Source organism: Lysobacter cavernae (genome assembly GCF_042648505.1).
Classification (GTDB): domain Bacteria; phylum Pseudomonadota; class Gammaproteobacteria; order Xanthomonadales; family Xanthomonadaceae; genus Lysobacter_L; species Lysobacter_L cavernae.
On the sequence record NZ_JBHRXK010000002.1, the window covers coordinates 28,738 to 46,429 of the forward strand.

Annotated in this window: 15 protein-coding genes; 6 read left to right on the top strand and 9 right to left on the bottom strand. The window is 70.3% G+C overall.

Going from position 1 to position 17,692, the window contains the following annotated elements; genetic code table 11:
- The first annotated feature begins 3 nt into the window (after positions 1–3).
- Positions 4–1,413, top strand: coding sequence for a TolC family outer membrane protein (locus ACFOLC_RS04570; protein ID WP_386758039.1), 1,410 nt, complete (start codon positions 4–6; stop codon positions 1,411–1,413).
- Between the two features lie 70 nt (positions 1,414–1,483).
- Here ACFOLC_RS04570 and waaA read toward each other — a convergent pair whose 3' ends face one another.
- Positions 1,484–2,776, bottom strand: a complete 1,293-nt coding sequence (gene waaA, locus ACFOLC_RS04575; RefSeq protein WP_386758041.1) for a lipid IV(A) 3-deoxy-D-manno-octulosonic acid transferase — start codon at positions 2,774–2,776, stop codon at positions 1,484–1,486.
- 68 nt (positions 2,777–2,844) lie between these two features.
- Between waaA and lpxL the strand changes: the two genes are divergently transcribed.
- Positions 2,845–3,780 carry an LpxL/LpxP family Kdo(2)-lipid IV(A) lauroyl/palmitoleoyl acyltransferase gene (gene lpxL, locus ACFOLC_RS04580; RefSeq protein WP_386758043.1) on the top strand — a complete coding sequence of 312 codons (936 nt, stop codon included), beginning with the start codon at positions 2,845–2,847 and terminating at the stop codon, positions 3,778–3,780.
- Positions 3,781–3,803: 23 nt separating this feature from the next.
- Here lpxL and ACFOLC_RS04585 read toward each other — a convergent pair whose 3' ends face one another.
- From ACFOLC_RS04585 to ACFOLC_RS04610, 6 genes are all read right to left on the bottom strand, one after another.
- Entirely contained in the window at positions 3,804–5,144 is a 1,341-nt protein-coding gene (locus ACFOLC_RS04585) for an O-antigen ligase family protein (RefSeq protein ID WP_386758045.1), read from the bottom strand.
- Entirely contained in the window at positions 5,128–6,264 is a 1,137-nt protein-coding gene (locus ACFOLC_RS04590; RefSeq protein ID WP_386758047.1) for a glycosyltransferase, read from the bottom strand. Before ACFOLC_RS04590 ends, ACFOLC_RS04585 begins: the two co-directional genes overlap by 17 nt.
- A gap of 22 nt (positions 6,265–6,286) precedes the next feature.
- Positions 6,287–6,484, bottom strand: coding sequence for a zinc-finger domain-containing protein (locus tag ACFOLC_RS04595; protein ID WP_386758049.1), 198 nt, complete (start codon positions 6,482–6,484; stop codon positions 6,287–6,289).
- A gap of 71 nt (positions 6,485–6,555) precedes the next feature.
- Positions 6,556–7,275 (bottom strand): pirin family protein, encoded by a 720-nt coding sequence (locus ACFOLC_RS04600; protein WP_386758050.1) that lies wholly within the window; start codon positions 7,273–7,275, stop codon positions 6,556–6,558.
- Between the two features lie 9 nt (positions 7,276–7,284).
- On the bottom strand, positions 7,285–7,878 hold the full coding sequence (locus ACFOLC_RS04605) for a YceI family protein (protein WP_386758052.1): 594 nt from the start codon (positions 7,876–7,878) through the stop codon (positions 7,285–7,287).
- Positions 7,879–7,911: 33 nt separating this feature from the next.
- The gene (locus ACFOLC_RS04610) at positions 7,912–8,502 is read right to left on the bottom strand and encodes a malonic semialdehyde reductase (protein WP_386758054.1); all 591 of its coding nucleotides are present in this window, start codon (positions 8,500–8,502) and stop codon (positions 7,912–7,914) included.
- A 107-nt stretch (positions 8,503–8,609) separates the two neighbouring features.
- Here ACFOLC_RS04610 and ACFOLC_RS04615 point away from each other — a divergent pair, with 107 nt between their 5' ends.
- The 3 genes from ACFOLC_RS04615 to ACFOLC_RS04625 all read left to right on the top strand — a co-directional run bounded on the left by ACFOLC_RS04615 (position 8,610) and on the right by ACFOLC_RS04625 (position 10,403).
- On the top strand, positions 8,610–9,617 hold the full coding sequence (locus ACFOLC_RS04615) for a mitochondrial fission ELM1 family protein (protein ID WP_386758056.1): 1,008 nt from the start codon (positions 8,610–8,612) through the stop codon (positions 9,615–9,617).
- A 184-nt stretch (positions 9,618–9,801) separates the two neighbouring features.
- Positions 9,802–10,083, top strand: coding sequence for a hypothetical protein (locus ACFOLC_RS04620; protein WP_386758058.1), 282 nt, complete (start codon positions 9,802–9,804; stop codon positions 10,081–10,083).
- 26 nt (positions 10,084–10,109) lie between these two features.
- Positions 10,110–10,403, top strand: a complete 294-nt coding sequence (locus ACFOLC_RS04625; protein WP_386758060.1) for a hypothetical protein — start codon at positions 10,110–10,112, stop codon at positions 10,401–10,403.
- Between the two features lie 6 nt (positions 10,404–10,409).
- Here ACFOLC_RS04625 and glnE read toward each other — a convergent pair whose 3' ends face one another.
- Both glnE and ACFOLC_RS04635 read right to left on the bottom strand, forming a co-directional pair.
- Complete coding sequence (gene glnE, locus ACFOLC_RS04630) at positions 10,410–13,250, bottom strand: bifunctional [glutamate--ammonia ligase]-adenylyl-L-tyrosine phosphorylase/[glutamate--ammonia-ligase] adenylyltransferase (protein WP_386758062.1); 2,841 nt, start codon at positions 13,248–13,250, stop codon at positions 10,410–10,412.
- A gap of 89 nt (positions 13,251–13,339) precedes the next feature.
- Positions 13,340–14,698 carry a S8 family serine peptidase gene (locus ACFOLC_RS04635; RefSeq protein WP_386758064.1) on the bottom strand — a complete coding sequence of 453 codons (1,359 nt, stop codon included), beginning with the start codon at positions 14,696–14,698 and terminating at the stop codon, positions 13,340–13,342.
- A gap of 497 nt (positions 14,699–15,195) precedes the next feature.
- On the opposite strand from ACFOLC_RS04635, the gene ACFOLC_RS04640 reads away from it, so the two are divergent.
- Complete coding sequence (locus ACFOLC_RS04640; RefSeq protein ID WP_386758066.1) at positions 15,196–17,682, top strand: TonB-dependent receptor plug domain-containing protein; 2,487 nt, start codon at positions 15,196–15,198, stop codon at positions 17,680–17,682.
- Positions 17,683–17,692: the final 10 nt, after the last annotated feature.

Below are 17,692 nucleotides of genomic sequence, written 5' to 3' on the forward strand. Positions count from 1 at the left end.
CGCATGATCCGCCGCCCGCTCGTACTCGCCCTCGCATCCGTTCTGAGCGTTTCCACCCTGCTGCCGGGCACCGCAGCGGCTGAAGACCTGTTGCAGACCTACGAGCTGGCCCGCACCAGCGACCCGCAGCTGTCCGCGGCCGAATCCAGCCGCCTGGCGGTCAAGGAAGGCGCCGTGCAGACGCGCGCGGCGATGCTGCCGCAGCTCGACGGCAGCGCCTCGTTCACGCGGTCGCGCAACTACAGCCGCGGCGAACTGTTCACCAACGCCGACGGCACGCTCAGCGGCGGCAACACCGGCTCGGACACCAGCACCCGCGGCACGCAGGTCAGGCTTAATCAGATGATCTACGACCACGCCAACATCACCCGCCACCAGAGCCAGAAGGCGCTCAGCCAGGCCAGCGACTTCCAGCTCGAAGCCGCCGGCGACTCGCTGATCACCCGCACCTCGGCGGCGTACTTCAATGTGCTGATCGCGCTGGAGTCGCTGTCGGCCGCCGAAGCCGCCGAGACCGCGCTGAAGAAGCAGTTCGACTACGCCTCCAAGCGCCTGGAGGTCGGCCTGGCGCCGATCACCGACGTGCACGAAGCACGCGCCCGCGCCAACACCATCCTGGCGCGTAACGCGGTCGAGGACTCCTACCAGGCCCTGGCCGAGCTGACCGGCCAGCCGATCCACAACATCCGCGGCCTGCCCAAGGACTTCCAGCCGAGCCTGCCTGAATCGCGCGACTCCGAAGGCTGGGTGCAGACTGCAATCGAGAACAATCCGTCGTTGCGCGCCAAGGATCTGCAAGTGCAGTCGGCCGAAGCCAACGTGCAGACCGCACGCGCCGGTCACTACCCGACGCTGTACCTCAACGGCAGCTACGGCGACAACACCACCTGGGGTGACAGCAGCCTGCTTTCCGGCCGGGTCAACCGCGACGTCGATGGCCGCGATTACGGCCCCAGCGTCGGCGTGACGCTGGCGGTGCCGATCTTCTCCGGCGGCGCGACCCAGTCGCGCGTGCGCCAGGCCTTGGCCAACCGCGACGTCGCCAGCGACGAGCTCGAGCAGCAGAAGCGCGCCCTGGTGCGCAACACCCGCAACGCCTACCAGACCCTGGTCGCCAGCGTCAGCGAGGTCGAGGCACGTCGCCTGGCGCTGGTCTCGGCCCAGAGCGCATACGACGCCTCGCAGGTCGGCCTCGAGGTCGGCACGCGCACCGTGCTGGACGTGCTGCAGAACCAGAACAACCTGTTCGTCGCCCAGCTCGAGTACGCCCGCGCCCGCTACAACCACCTGCAGAACCGCCTGCTGCTGGAACAGGCCGCCGGCACGCTCGACGTCAACACCGTGCAGGACGTCAACCGCCTGCTCACCGCCGACGCCGAAGCGCAGGTCCAGGCCGGCGATCTGCAGCGCTGATCCGCGCCGAACGCCGCGGTCAACGCCATAAAAAAACCGCCGGGCTTCCCGGCGGTTTTTTTATGGCCCCTCAGGTCGGCGGCAACAGCGGTTGCAGCAGCGCCATGGTCCGCGCCAGGGCACCGCGGCCGGTTTCCACCAGGGCGCGGCCGGCCTGCGCCATCCGCTCCCGTGCCACTGCGTCCCCGAGCAGTTCGGCGAGCGCATCGCGTACCGCCCCGGTGTCGTCGCCAATGCGCAGCGCACCGGCGTCCTGCAGGCGCTGCGCGATCTCGACGAAGTTGTGCAGATGCGGGCCGGTGACGATGGCGGTGCCGGTCGCGGCCGGCTCCAGCAGGTTGTGACCACCGATCGCCTGCAGGCTGCCACCGACGAAGGCGACGTCGGCACAGGCGTAGAAGCTCATCAGCTCGCCAAGCGTGTCGATCACGAACACCGCGTCGCGTGGCTGCGGCCAGCGTGCGCGTGAGCGCGTCGCCACCGTCCAGCCGGCGGCGCGCGCGGACTCGGCGACCAGGCGGAACCGCTCCGGGTGGCGCGGCGCCCACAACAGCAACAGGTCGGGAAACTGCGCGCGCAGGCGACGGTGGATCGCGATCACCGCGCCCTCCTCGTCCTCGTGCGTGCTCGCCGCGATCCACACCGGTCGCGCGCCGGCCTTCGCACGGCATTCCTGCGCGAACGCGAGCAGATTCTCCGGCACGGCGACATCGAACTTGAGATTGCCGACCACGGTCACCTGTTCGGCGCGCGCCCCCAGGCGCACGAAGCGCTCGCCGTCCGCATGCGACTGCGCCGCCACGGTCCGCACCGTGCGCAGTGCGCGTGCGACCAGCGGCGCCAGCACGCGGTAGCCGCGCAGCGAGCGCTCGGACAAGCGCGCGTTGAGGATCAGGGTAGGCACGCCACGATCGCGACAGCCGAACAGCAGGCTCGGCCACAGCTCGGTTTCCATGATCAGCGCCGCGTGCGGACGGAAGTGCGTGAGAAAACGCGCCACGGCACCGGGCAGATCGTAGGGCAGGTAGACGTGCTCGACCGCGTCGCCCCACAGTGCTTGCACGCGCTCGGAACCGGTCGGGGTGATGGTGGTGACCAGCAGGCGCAGGTCGGGGCGACCGCGGCGCAGCGCGTTGACCAGCGGCACCGCGGCATTGACCTCGCCGACCGAGACCGCGTGCAGCCACAGCGTCCGGGCGTGCGGACGATCGCCGTACAGTGCGTAGCGCTCCTGCCAGCGCTGGAAGTACGCCGGTTGGCGGAAGCCGCGCCAGATCAGGTGATAGACCGTGATCGGCGCCAACAGGTACAGCGCGACCGAGTACAGGCCGCGCAACAGGCGCTCGATGGGGTCTGTCGACATCGCGACTAGGATAACCAAGCCGACGTGAGCCGGGGCGACCGGGATGCGGCGCCGGTAGAATCCCCCGTATGTCCGCAGCTTCCGTTTCCTCTCCCGCACTTGCCCCGCCACCGCTCGGGCCACGTCATTGGCCAATGTGGCTGGCGCTGGGCGCGATGTGCCTGGCGGCACGGCTGCCGTGGCCGTTGCAGCGTCTGCTCGGCCGCGGCATCGGTGCGCTCGCGTTGCGCGTGGCCGGCGATCGCCGCCGCGCCACGCAGACCAACCTGGCGCTGTGCTTTCCCGAGAAGAGCGAGGCCGAACGCAGCGCGTTGCTGCGCGACAGCTTCCATGACCTCGGCATCGGCCTGCTCGAATTCGCGCGGGCCTGGTGGGGCACGGTCACGCCGATGCGGCGCACGGTGCGCATCGAAGGCCTGGAGCTGCTCGACGCGGTGCGTGCGCAGGGCCGCGGCGTGCTGCTGATCTCTGGCCACTTCATGACGCTGGAGATGTGCGGCCGACTGATGTGCGACCACCTGCCGCTGGCTGGCATGTACCGCCGCCACCGCAGCCCGGTGCTGGAGTGGGCGGTCAAGCGCGGCCGCCTGCGCTACGCCACGGCGATGTTCACCAACGAGGAAATCCGCCCGGCGATGCGCCACCTCAAGCAGGGCGGCTTCCTGTGGTATGCGCCGGACCAGGACATGCGCGGAAAGGACACGGTGTTCGCGCCGTTCTTCGGCGTGCCGGCGGCGACCATCACCGCCACCCACCAGTTCGCGCGCCTGAGCGGTTGCGCGGTGGTGCCGTTCTTCCATCGCCGCGAAGGCGCCGATTACGTGCTGCGGCTCGGCGCGCCGCTGGCAGACTTTCCGTCAGCGGACGCGACCGCCGACAGTGCGCGCGTCAACGCCGCGATCGAGGCGATGGTGCGCGAGGCACCGAGCCAGTACCTGTGGATCCACCGTCGCTTCAAGCGGCGACCGCCGGGGCAGGCCTCGCCGTACCAGGCCGGCGACTAGCGCCTGCGGAGCCCCAGATCCGATCAGGCCGCGCCCTCCGCACGCGCCGGCTCCCTGGCCAGCAGGCTGCCGGCGTACAGCGCGACCAGCAGCAGGGTCAGCCCTCCCCAGAAGGTCGAGTAGAACGCGAGGTGGGTGTTGAACGGGAACACCGTCACCACCAGCGCCCACATCGCCGGTCGCGCGCGCTCACGCGCGGCGACATCAGCGAAACGCCAGGCCCGCCAGGCCAGGGCGATGCCGGACAGCCACATCAGCAGGCCGAACACACCGGTCTCGCTGAGGATCTCCAGCACGATCTGGTGCGCGTGCAATGCCGGCCCGCCGCCCCAGGCCGCGACCTGCCCCGACGCCGGGTCGCAGGCCGGGAACGCCTCGCGGAAACCGCGCGCGCCGACACCGTTGAGCGGCTGCTCGCGCACCATGCACAACGCCGCACTCCAGATGCGCGCGCGTCCGGACAAGGCGCTGTCGACAGCGTCCGCGTTGGCGGCCAGCACCGGCGTGGTCCGCATGATGCGCTCGCGCACTTGTGGCACGGTCAGGCCCAGCACCGCGACGATGACCGCGCCGGCGGCAAACACGCCCAGCAGTTTCTTCCAGCCGAGCAGGCGCCAGCCCGACAGCAGCAGCACCAGCACCAGCGTGTAGGTGATCCAGGACGCGCGCGAGCCGGCGAGCACCACCACCACACCGACCGCCGCAGCCGCCACCAGCCAGCCGAGGGTGCCGAGCCGGCGGCCGCCGACGTAGAGCAGGAACGGCGACAGGCTGGCGATGACCTGGCCAAGTTTGAGATTGCACGGCCCGAGCACGCCGCTGAGGCGATCGACGCCGGCCAGCTCCTCCGGGCTGCACATGCCGTGCCCGCTGATCGCCAGCTTGATCGCCTCGATGCCGAAGAACAGCGGGCTGGTGCCGGACACCGCCTGCAGCAAGGCATCGACGGTCCAGATCGCAACGATGATCGCAAGCCCGCCGAACGTAGTGCGACGTCCGCGCGGATCGGCCACAGCCGACGCCGCCAGCCACAGGAACGGCAGATAACGCAGGTCGACCGCCGCCTCGCGCAAGGCGCGCGCCGGATCGACCGCATCGATCGCCGACACCAGCTCCGGCGTCCAGTAGGCGAAGAACAGCACGCTGGTCAGCGCCCAGGCCGGATTGCTCAGCAGCTGCGTGCCGCCGCGGAAGCGCGAGGCCCCCAGCTTGATGACCGCGGCCAGCGCACCGAGCACCAGCACGGTCTCGGCATAGCCCGGTGCCGGCCACAACACAACGTAGGCGAGGATCCACGCCGGTGCCCAGCGCCAGCCGTGCGCGCGCGGCACGGCGGCCGCACCCGGCTCAGTGGCGGGAGTCATCGAAGAGTTCTGCGTAGACGGCAAGCGTGGCCTCCTGCATGGTGCGCAAGGAAACATGCATGTAAAGCGGCATCGTAGCCGGTGGCGCCGGCTGTTGCCTAAGCAGTTCGTGTGCGCGGCGCTGCAATGCGTTCATGTCGAACGGCGCGACCGCACCTGACGGCTGCCACTGCGCCAGCAGCTCGCCGACACCGCCGTGGCCCCAGCCCAGCACCGGCCGCCCCACCGACAACGCCTCGATTACGGTGCGGCCGAACGCTTCGGGCTTGTGCGAGAGCTGCAGCACCAGATCGCTGGCGGCGTAGGCGCGCGCGATCGCGTCGGTGGGCGCGGTGAAGGCCACGGCATCGGCCATGCCGAGCGCGGCCGCTTCGCGTTCGAGTTCGGTAATGTAGGCCGAACGCCCAGGCTCGCGCGCGCCCGGCAACCACAGCCGCGCGTCTGCACCATGACCGCGCAGGTGCGCCAGCAACGCCAACGCGTCGGCATGGCCCTTGAGGCGGGTGCCGCGGCCGGGCAGCAGCAGCAACGGGCCGTCGCCGCGCAATGCCGGGTGCTGCGCCGCGGCCCAGGCGCGGGCCTCGCGGTCGGGTGAGGGCGCACGCGGAAACGCCGCCGGATCGATGCCGCGCGCGATCACGCGCAGCTTGGCGGAGTCTGTGCGCGGGTAATGCCGCAGCACGTAATCCCGCACCGTCCGCGACACGCAGATCACGCGTTCGCCGCGCAGCATCACCGCGCTGTAGCGCGAGGGCGAATTGAGGCCGTGCACGGTGGTGACCAGGCGCGGCCGTTGCATCGCTGGCATCGCGCGCAGTGCCAGCACGCCGATCCAGGCCGGCAGGCGCGAACGCGCGTGCACCAGGTCGACCCGTTCGCGCGCCAACAGCGCGCGCAGCGTGCGCACATGGCGCAGGGTCCACAGCGATTTGCGGCCGATGTCGAGGGTGATGTGCTCGGCCCCCAGTGCCTGCAGCTTCGCCACCAGGCGGCCGCCGGCCGACACGACCAGGGCACGGTGGCCGGCGTCGACCAGTGCCTGGGCGATCTCCAGCGTGGAACGCTCGACACCGCCGGACTCGAGCGCCGGCAGCAACTGGACGACCGTCAGTCGGCGCACGGCCGGGCGCCGTCGCAGGCGGTCAGCCTTCGAGGACGAAATGCGCGCCGCAGTACGGGCACTGCACTTCGCCCTCGGCCTCGATCGGCAGGTACACGCGCGGGTGCGAGTTCCACAGCGCCATCGACGGCAGCGGGCAGCTCAGCGGCAGGTCGGCGCGCGTGACGGTGTAGCGCTGCTGCGCGTTGGCCTGGGTGGGATGGGCGTTGGCTGCGGTCATGGGCGGGACGGGTGGCGACGCGGGCCGTCATTCTACCAGCCCGGCCGGCGCGCCCTGCCGCCGCGGCCGCGCTAATGCGGCAGATCGAACAGCAACACGTCGGCACGCCCTTCGCCCGCGCCCTGCAGCCGCAGCACGCCGGACTCGGCCTGGAAGCCGAGCGCGTCACCGACCTGCAGCGCGCGGCCGTTGGCGGTGATGGCGCCCTGCGCGACATGCAGCCAGTACAGGCGCGCCGGGTCGAGCACGTGCTCGGCAGTCTCGTCACGGTCCAGGCGCACGTCGTAGACATCGGCGTCCTGGCGGATCGCCAGGCTGCCGTCGCGGCCGTCCGGCGAGGCCAGCAACGTCCAGCCACGCGCGTCGGCGGGAATCGCCGCGCGCTGGGCATAGGTCGGTGCGTGGTTCAGCCGCGCGGGCTGGATCCATATCTGCAGGAAGTGCACCGGCGCGGCGTCGGAGGCGTTGTACTCGCTGTGCTCGACGCCGTGACCGGCGCTCATCCATTGCAGTTCGCCCGGACCAATCACCCCCGCGGCCACGCCGCCCCCGCCGCTGCTGTCCTGGTGCGCCAACCCGCCGTCCAGCACGTAGCTGAGGATCTCCATGTTGGCGTGGCGGTGCGGGGCGAAGCCCGCGCCGGGTTGGACGCGGTCTTCATTGATCACCCGCAACGGGCCGAAGCCCATCCACGCCGGGTCATGGTAGTGACCGAAGGAAAACGTGTGGCGGCTGTCCAGCCAGCCAATCGCAACCTGGCCGCGGGTCGTGGCGGGGCGTTCGATGATCATGGCAACCGCTTACTTCTTGGCGGCGTCGGCCTTGGGCACGATCGCCTCGGTGGTGATGCGGATGGTGACCGCGTCGCTGACGTTCGGCGCGTACTTGCCGACGCCGAAATCGCTGCGCTTGATGGTGGTGGTGGCGTCGAAGCCGGCAGCGGCGCGCTTGGCCATCGGCTGCTCGCCGACCTTGTTGATGGTGGTGTCCAGCACCACCGGCTTGGTCACGCCGTGCACGGTCAGGTCACCGAACACGCGCAACTTCTTGTCGCCTGCGGCCTCGACCTTGGTGCTCTTGAAGGTGATGGTCGGGAACTTCTCGGCGTCGAAGAAATCGGCGCTGCGCAGGTGCTCGTCGAAGTCGGCCACGTGCGAGTCGAGCCCGGCCAACGGGATGGTCACCTCGACCTTGGAGGTGCCGACGTTGTCCGGGTCGTAGGTGATGAAACCGTCGACCTGGCCGAAATGCGCGATCGGGTTGGAGAAACCGAGGTGGTTCCAGCTGGCGACCACGTCGGTGTGGTTGGGATCGATCTTGTAGGTCAGCGGTGCGGCAAAAGCGGCGAAGCTGGCGGTCGCCAGGGCCGCGGTGAGAACGATGCGCTTGAACATGAGGTTGCTCCTGGAGTGGAAGAACTGCGGGCCTTACAGGATCTGTGCGGCTTCGTCGAAGGACAACCGCGGCGAACGCGGAAACAGCTGCGCCGCATCGCCGTGGCCGAGGTTGATCAGGAAGTTGGACTTGATGCGCGTGCCGGCGAAGAAGGTCGCATCGACCAGGGCGTTGTCAAAGCCCGACATCGGACCGGTGTCCAGGCCGAGCGCGCGCGCGGCCAGAAGCACGTAGGCGCCCTGCAGGCTGCCGTTGCGCAGCGCGATCGTCTCCAGCGCGGGCTCGGGCTTGCTGTCGAACCATGATTTGGCGTCGGTGTGCGGGAACAGGTACGGCAGCTTCTCGTAGAACGCCAGATCGTAGGCGACGATCACCGTCACCGGCGCCGCCATCGTCTTGGCGTGGTTGCCCTCGTCCAGGGCCGGGCCGAGCTTGGCCTTGGCCTGCGCCGACTTCACGAACACCAGCCGCAGCGGCGACATGTTGGCGCTGGTCGGCCCCCACTTGGCCAGGTCGTACAGCCGGTGCAGCGTCTCGTCGCTGACTTCGCCGCCCAATTGGTTATGGGTGCGGGCGGTGCGGAACAACTGGTCGAGGGCAGCGTCGGACAGGACTTGGGACATCATGGGCTCCATGCAGCGCCGCGACGGACAGCGCGGCCAAGGTCCGGAAGTGTAGAGTCTGGCGCGACCGAGACAGCCGCCGCATCCAGAACGGATTGCCCACAATCGTGCAACAACCGCCCCCCGACCGCACGACCGTTGCAGGCACGGCCTTCGCTGCGGGCCCGGTCGCGAGTGTCGGTGCCTGGACGCTCACCGACGGCCACGCCGGCAACCGCCGCCAGGCCGAGGCGCTGGCGGCCGCGCTCGGCATCGAGGCACGCGCCTGGACCCTACGCGCGCGCGCGCCCTGGCGCTGGCTCGCGCCGCGATGCGGGCCGGGCGCGGAACGGGCGTTCGGCGCGGAGTTCCGCACCGCCGTGCACGCCGCGCCGACGCTGGCCATCGGCTGCGGCCGCCAGGCCGCACTGGCCACCCGCCTGCTGCGCGCGCACGGCGCGCGTGCGGTGCAGATCCTCGACCCGCGCATCGCCCCGGCGCACTGGGACCTTGTGATCGCCCCGCAGCACGACGGCCTGCAGGGCGCCAACGTGATCCCGCTGCTCGGCAGCCTGCATCCGGTCGATGACCTGTGGCTGGCCGCGGCGCGCCGCGAGTTCGCCACCTTCGCCGCCCTGCCCGCGCCGCGCATCGCGCTGCTGATCGGCGGCGCCAGCGCCCACGCGCGCCTGGATGCGGCATGGCTGGAGGCATTGCTGGTGCGCGTGGCAGACCAGGTGCATGGTGAAGGCGGCAGCGTGCTCGCCACCGCCTCGCGGCGCACGCCGGTGCCGCTGCGTGCGCACCTGCGCGAACGGCTCGCGCGCGTCCCCGGCGTGGTCTGGGGCGGCGACGCTGATGGCGCCAATCCCTACGCCGGCCTGCTCGGCTGGGCCGACCGCATCGTCTGTACCGCCGACTCGGTCAACATGCTGTCGGAAGCCGCGGCGACCAACGTGCCGGTGTTCGTCGCCGGCGCCGAGCGCGTCGGCGGCCGCCCCGGGCGCTTCGTGCAGGACCTGCTCGACCGCGGCCGCGTGCGCCCCTTCGACAGCGGCTGCAGCGCCTTCACGGTGACCCCGCTGCGCGAGACCGCCCGCGTCGCGGCCGAGGTCCGGGCCCGGTTGGCGCTGTAGCGGCCGCAGCGCATCCGCCCGCGGACACCGTCTACCAGGACGAAAGCCGCCTCGGCCGGCCGACACACCGGCACATCTGATTGATAGGTCTGGCCACCGCCTTGCGGTAGGCATGGATGTGGGCGAAGTGCCCACGGTGTCGACGCCAGGCGTCACGCCCCCCTTCCTCCAGACAGGTACCCCCATGAAACTGCTTTTGATCTCGACCGCCGCGCTGTTGCTGGCGGCCTCTGCCGCGCAGGCGCAACCTCCGGGGCCGGCATCTTCGCCCGGCGCGTCCGGGCAGGACGCGCACACCACGCAGGCCACCCTCACCGTCCGCAAGAGCGGCTCCCAGAATTCGCACGCGTCGGGGGCCACCACGCCCGCGGTGATCGTCCTGCCGGAGCAGAACGACGAGGAAGCCATGGGCCTGCTGTTGCCCGCCGTGCAGAAACTGCTGGCCCCACGCGACCCGCGCCGCTGAGCGCCCCTTCCACCGGAGATCCCGCCATGAAATTCGCCGTCCATCACTGGCTGGCCACCGCTGCCCTCGCCGCCGCCGTACTCGGTGCCGGCAGTGCCCACGCCCAACGCCAGGTCCAGTGCCCCAAGAAGACCGAGGTCTACAAGTGCGAGACGATCAACGGCCAGTCCTATTGCCGTTGCAAGCCGCGGCCGATCACCGCCCCGCCCGGCAACGACATCGAGCCGCGGCTCAAGGGCAAGCCGCAGCACAACGTCAACCTCGGCGGCAGCGCCACCGACCAGGGCAACGGCAACCCCGAGCCCACGCCGCGGCCGTAAACCGGTTCAGGCCGGGGGCTGGAGCGTGTCGAAGTCCAGCCCCCGCGCCTGCGCCGCCGTGCGGATCGCGGCGCGCGCGACTGCGAGCGCCGGGTCCAGCGGCACGCGCCGCGGGCGCCGGTCGAGCGTGCAATCCAGACCGCGCGCGAGCAGCGTCGCATGCGCCTCGCGCAGTGCCGCAGCGGTGTCGGCGTCGAATACCTCCGTCCCGTGCAGCACATCGATCAAGCCCGGGGTGTTGCGTGGCGCGAGCAGCGCCGCGTGCCCGCGCGCCACGCCCAACACCAGCGCCTGCAGCAGGAACTCCAGGTCGACCAGCCCGCCCTCGCCCTGCTTGAGGTCGAAGGTCGCCGCATCGCTGCGGTCCAGCTCGGCCCGCATGCGCCGGCGCATCGCCACCACGTCGGCATTGAGCGCCGCGCGATCACGCTCGATCGCCAGCGTCTGCGCGCGCACCTGCTCGAAGTCCTCGCCCAGCGCCGCATCACCGGCGACGAAGCGCGCGCGCACCAGCGCCTGGTGCTCCCAGGTCCAGGCGCGCTCGCGCTGGTAGTCGCGGTAGCTGGCCAGGCTCGACACCAGCAGGCCCTTGGCCCCGTCGGGACGCAGTCGCACGTCGACGTCGAACAGGCGACCGGCGCCGGTGACCGCGCCGAGCAGCGCCACCACTTTCTGCGCCAGGCGCGCGAACCAGCGCGCCGCCTCGAGCGGGCGCGCACCGTCCGAATGCGCGCCGTCGCTCTCGCCGGCATGCGGCGCGTCGTAGAGGAACACCAGGTCGAGATCGGAACCGAAGCCGAGCTCCTCGCCGCCGAGGCTGCCGTAGCCGAGCACGGCGAAGCGCGCACCGGCGACGCGGCCGTGCGCGGCCGCAACCTCGTGCTCGGCCAGACGCAGCACGCGCATGACCACACCGTCGGCCAGCCAGGCCAGCTGCTGCGCGCTGTCCACCGCCGTCTGGCGACCGTCGCGCAGCGCCATCGCGATGCGGAAGCTCAGTGCCTGGCGCACTTCGTTGAGCGCCTGCAGCACCGCCTCGGCATCGGCGTCATCGCCTTGCACCACAGCCGCGCAGGCGGCGTGCAGCGCCTCGCGCCCGGGCAGCGGACCGGCGACCCGCGCATCCAGCAGCTCATCGAGCAGCAGCGGATAGGCGGCCAGGCGTTCGGCCAGCAGCGCACTGTGGGTGACCGCTTCGACCAGCCGCGCCAACGCCGCCGGCTGCTCGTCGAGCAGGGCCAGATAGGCGCTGCGCCGCAGCACGTTGTGCAGCAGGGCCAACAGCCGGCGCAGCGCCAGCATCGACTCGCTCGACGCCGCGGCGGCCTGCAGCAGCGCCGGCAGGACGCGGTCCAGCCGTGCTCGGGCGCTGTCGGACAGGCCGCGCACGCCGGGGCTGCGCGCGAAATCGCGCAGCATCGCATCGGCATTGCCGGCCTCGATGAAACCGGCCTCACCCAGCACCGCGCTGTCGCCGCCCTCGGGCAGCGCGCGCCAGTAGGCAGTGAGCGCATCGGGGGCATTGCGGCGGCGGCGCGGCGCCAGCAACGCGTCGAATTCGGCCATGACGTAGGCCCGCTGCCGATCGAGCGCCTCGCGCAATGACGGCCAATCGCGGTAGCCCAGCGCGACGGCGATGCGCGCGCGGTCCTCGGGCGACTCGGGCAGGGCGTGCGTCTGCGCGTCGCGCAGCATCTGCAGGCGGTTCTCCAGCCGGCGCAGGAAACGGTAGGCCTGTGCCAGCATCGCGCCGGCCTGTGCGCTGACCCGGCGCGCGGCAACCAGCGCCTGCAGCGCCGGCAGCAGATGACGGTCACGCAGTTCCGCCTCGCGGCCGCCGTAGATGAGCTGCAGCGCCTGTACCAGGAATTCGATCTCGCGAATGCCGCCGGGACCGCGCTTGATGTCGTCGGCCAACTCCTTGCGCGCGACCTCGGCGCTGATCGCCGCCTTCATCGCGCGCAGGCCGTCGAGTGCGCCGAAATCGAGGTAACGCCGGTACACGAACGGCCGCAGCGTCTCGAGAAAGCGCGCGCCAGCATCGAGGTCGCCGGCCACCGGCCGTGCCTTCTGCCAGGCGTAACGCTCCCAGTCGCGGCCCTCGCGCTGGAAGTACTGCTCCATCGCCGCGAACGACCACGCCACCCGGCCAGCATTGCCGTAAGGCCGCAGGCGCAGGTCGACGCGATGGCAGAAGCCGTCGGCAGTGACCTCGTCGAGCAGCTTGGCCAATTGCTGGCCGAGTCGGGCGAAGTAGTGCTCGGCATCGAGCGGGCGGGGGCCGTCGCTGCTCCCGGACAGCGCGCCGCCATCGTGCTCGTAGGCGTAGACCAGGTCGACGTCGGAGCTGAAGTTGAGCTCCTCGCCGCCGAGCTTGCCGAGGCCGAACACCACCAGTCGCTGCACGGCCCCCTCGCGGCCATCGTCGCCACGGCTGCGCACCACGCCATGGCGCTGCGCGAATTCGGCCTCCAGCGCGGCCAATGCGACCTGCAGGCAGGTTTCGGCCAGCCGCGTGCTGCCGGCCAGGGTCGCGTCGACCTCGTCCAGGCCAAGCACATCGCGCCAGATCAAACGCGTCGACTCGGCCGTGCGGTAACGACGCAGTTGCCCGGCCCAGTCGCTGCGGTGCTCGGGCGCGAGCACGGGCGGGGCGGCAGCTTCGGCACCGTCGTCATGGGTCAGCCTTGCCAGCAACTCGGGCTGGCGCGCCAGGGTGTCGATCGCAAAGTCGCTGGCGACCGCGATCCGGGCCAGCTTGTCGGCGAGTACCGCGTCGGCCGCGGCCGTCGGCAGCAGGTGCTGCGCGCGCATGCGCAGCGCGTCCAATCCATCGTTGTGCGTCATCGCGCGATGATGGCACGGCCGACCCATCTCCAAAAAACAGACGCCCGCCGGAGCGGGCGCCTGCAGTGCGTTGCAAACAGTAGCTGGGATCACTTCACCGACTTGTACGCATTGACCCGGCCGTGGCCGTAGAAGTTGTCCTGCAGATGTGGGCCGAGGTCGTCGGCACCGACGCGCAGACGCAGCTCCACCTGCATCGGCGACAGCGTGCCGCCGGCCTTGCCGATGATCAGCGCGGCGACGCCGGCTGCATGCGGCGCGGCCATGCTGGTGCCGGCGGACCAGGAATAGAACTGGGTGCCACCGCTGACGAAAGACGTGCTGAGCACCATGTCAAACGCCCAGCAGGGATTCAGGATGCCAGCCACTACGCACAACTGATTGGCCGGGGTGTAGTCGAAGTCGCCGCCCGGTGCCGCATGCCGCACCAGCCGCTTGCCGTAGTTGCTGTAGCTGGCCGGCAGATCGAGGTTGGTGTTGGGGTCGACGCCCCAGCCTTCCGGCGCCGTCGCCGAGATCGCGACCACGCCACTGAGCCCGGCCGGAAACGCAATCTGATGTGTGCCGTCCGCGTTGCTCTCGGTGTCGTAGTCGGTGGCGTCGTTGCCGGCGGAAGCAATCACGGTGGTGTTCTTGCCACGCGCGTAGTTGACCGCGCGCTGCACCGCCAGCATCAGCTCCAGGTTGTCGGGCGATTGCGCGATGCCGCCGCTCACGCCCAGGCTCATGTTGATCACGTCGGCGCCGTTGTCGCTGGCGTAGACGATGCCCTGCAGGATGCCGCCGAAGCTGCCGCTGCCGGTAACCTCGGACAGTACCTTCACCGCAAAGAACTTGGCCTGCGGCGCCACGCCGATGGTGCCGAAGGCATTGTCGGCGGCGGCGATGATGCCGGCGACGTGGGTGCCGTGGTTGAAGCCCGGGGTGGTGACGCACGGACCCTCGCCCGGCACGAACGACGTGTTCAGCGCACCCAGCATGTTGCTGGCAAGATCAAAATGCTGGCAATAGACACCGCTGTCGAGCACCGCCACGCGCGCGCCGTTGCCGCGGTAGCCCAGGTCCCAGGCCTCACGCGCGTCGATCGCGGCCATGCCCCACTGGAAGTTGAAGAAGGTGTCGTTGTCGCCGCTGTTGGGCGGGTCGGCCTGCGCGCTGGCGTCGAACGGTACGGACTCGGGAATCTCGAACTGCAACTGCACATCAGGCACGGCGGAACGGATCTGGATCAGGCTTTGGGCACGGGCACGGAACCCCGCATCGGCTTCGACGATCGCCACGCCGATACCCGGATAACGCGCCGTGATGTGGCCGCCGTTCGCTTCGATCTGGCTCGCCAAGGCATCGCTGAAGCTCAGCGATTTGGCCACCACCACATGTGTTGCCGCCTGCGCTTGCCCGGCCAACAGCGCCGCGGCCGCAGCCATTGTCAACGTTAGGACTTTCATGGATGCCTCTCCGACAAGTGTGGCCTGCGGCCACGTTGTCCCCCGCGCGCAGTCCAACGCCGCCCTTTTCGACGCGGAACTGCACTCATTGGCTACGGCAAAAGCCGGCGGAATCGGCCCAGGAAAACCCGTCGGCGCGGGCAGGCAATGGCGCGCTTCTTGCCAGGCAGCCCGCGTCGCCCGCGCGGTGTGCGGACATGCCGTCCGGGCATCAGGAGTCGGGCAATAAAAAAGCCCGCCCCGGTCGAACCGGTTGCGGGCCTGCTCCCTCCCCCACGTCGGGATGCGGGACCGATCGTGAAGGAAGCGTTAGCGTGTTTGCACGCTGCAGTGCAAAACAATACTTACGAGTATAGAAAGCCCCCCGCCCGGACCTCCCGGCTTCGGCGATTGCATCGCGGCGGCCGGCGGCGCAGGATCGGCCCGTTACGTTTTCATTAATAGGCGCCCCACCCCGCATTCATCTATCCGCCCGCCACGTGCACACGGAGATCGCCATGGCCCGCCGTCCGCTCGTTCTGTCCCTGCTCGCCGCACTAGCCCTGCTCAGCCCGCCCCTCGCCGCCGCGCAGACCGCGCCGCCCCCCGCCGAGGACGACGACACCGAGGCCCGGACCCTGGACACGGTGGTCGTCACCGGCACCCGCAGCCAGACCCGCACCGTGGCCGAATCGCTGTCGCCGATCGACGTGATCGGCGGCCAGGAACTGGAGAACGCCGGCACGCCCGAGCTGCAGTCGGTGCTGGCGCGGCTGGTGCCGTCGTTCAACTTCCCGCGCACCTCGATCACCGACGGCTCCGACCATGTGCGCCCGGCGCAGTTGCGCGGGCTGTCGCCGGACCAGACCCTGGTGCTGGTCAACGGCAAGCGCCGCCATCGCACCGCGATCGTCAACGTCAACGGCACCGTCGGCCGCGGTTCCTCGCCGGTCGACCTCAACGCGATTCCGGTCAGCGCGATCAAGGCCATCGAGGTGTTGCGCGACGGTGCCGCGGCGCAGTACGGCACCGACGCCATCGCCGGCGTGATCAACATCATCCTCAAGAACGCCGACGAAGGCGGCGAAGTCGACGTGCGCGTCGGCGAGACCAGCGAAGGCGACGGCGAACTCGCGCAGGGCGCGGTCAACGTCGGCCTCAACCTCGCCGGCGATGGCTTCCTCAACCTCACCGCCGAGTACCGTGACAAGAACTTCACCAACCGCTCCACGCCCGACCGGCGCCAGCAGTACCCGCTGGTCGGCGGCCAGCCGGACCCGCGCGAGGCGACGTTCGACCGCATCAACCACCGTTTCGGCGACGCCGCCACCATCGACCGTGCGCTGTTCTTCAACGGCGAGATGCCGCTGACCGAAGCGGTGGCGCTGTACGCCTTCGGCGGCTGGAGCGCACGCGACGGCGAGAGCGCCGGCTTCTACCGCCGCGCCCTCGACGCGCGCAACGTGCCGGCGATCTACCCCGACGGCTTCCTGCCGCTGATCGTGTCCAACGTCAGCGACATGTCGCTGGTGGCGGGGCTGCGTGGGCAGTTCGGCGCGGGTTGGGACTGGGACCTGAGCCTCAACACGGGCGGTCAGGAGTTCGACTTCTTCGTCGAGAATTCGCTCAACCGCGCGCTCGGCGCCAGCAGCCCACGCGACTTCTACGCCGGCACGCTCGACTACCGCCAGAACGCGGTCAACCTCGACTTCAACCGCGCCTTCGACGTGGGCTGGATGAGCGGGCCGCTCAACCTCGCCTTCGGTGCCGAGTCGCGCGAGGAGAAGTTCGTGCTCGCCGCCGGCGAGCCGGCGTCCTACATCGGTGGCGCGCTGGGGCAACCGCCGGGTGCGCAGGTGTTTCCGGGCTTCCGGCCCAGCGACGAGGCCGACGCCTCGCGCGACATGTGGGCGCTGTATGCCGACCTCGAAGGCAATCTCACCGAGCGCTTCTCGCTCGGCCTGGCCGGCCGCCACGAGGACTACTCGGACTTCGGCAGCACCACCAGCGGCAAGCTGTCGGCGCGCTTCGCCTTCACGCAGCACTGGGCGCTGCGCGGCACATTCAGCAACGGCTTCCGCGCACCGAACCTGCAGCAGCAGTTCTATTCGACCACCGCGACCAACTTCATCTCCGGGGTGCCGTTCGACATCCGCACCTTCCCGGTGTCGAGCCCGGTCGCGCAGGCGCTCGGCGCCGAGCCACTGCAGCCGGAGGAGTCGCGCAACCTCAGCTTCGGATTGGTGGCGCAGCCGCTCGACACCCTCAATTTCACCCTCGACTTCTACCGCATCGACATCGACGACCGCATCGTGCTGAGCGAGAACCTGACCGGCACGGCGATCACCAACTACCTCGCCTCGCAGGGCTTCCCCGGCGTCACCGGCGGGCGCTACTTCACCAACGCGATCGACACGCGCACCGAGGGCGTGGATTTTGTCGGCCGCTGGACGCCCCCGCTCGGCGATGCCGGCAATTTCAGCCTGACCCTGGGCTACAACCACAACGACACCGAGGTCACTCGGATCGCGCCGAACCCGCCGCAGCTGCAGGCGATCGATCCGAACCTGGTGCGCTTCGGCCGCGTCGAGCTGGGCCGCCTCACCGTGGGGTCGCCCAGGGACAAGTGGGTGCTCGGCGGCGACTACGGCATCGGCGCGTTCTCGGCCAGCCTCACCGCGACGCGCTACGGCGAATGGCAGGTACTGGGTGCGCCGCTGAGCGGGGGCCTGCCGCCGGTCGACGACACCTTCGGCCCGGACTGGGTGGTGGACCTGGCGCTCAACTACCGCTGGGACCGCGTCACCTTCACCCTGGGCGCGGAGAACCTGTTCGACCAGTACCCGGACGAGGTCACCACCCGGCTCGCCACCGATGCCAACGGCTTCGTCAGCAGCCTGCCGGGCGACAACAGCAACACCGGCATCCTGCCGTACCCGCGCGACTCGGCGCCGTACGGGTTCAACGGCCGCTTCGTGTATGCGCGGGTGAATTACCGCTGGTGAGTCCGAGCGA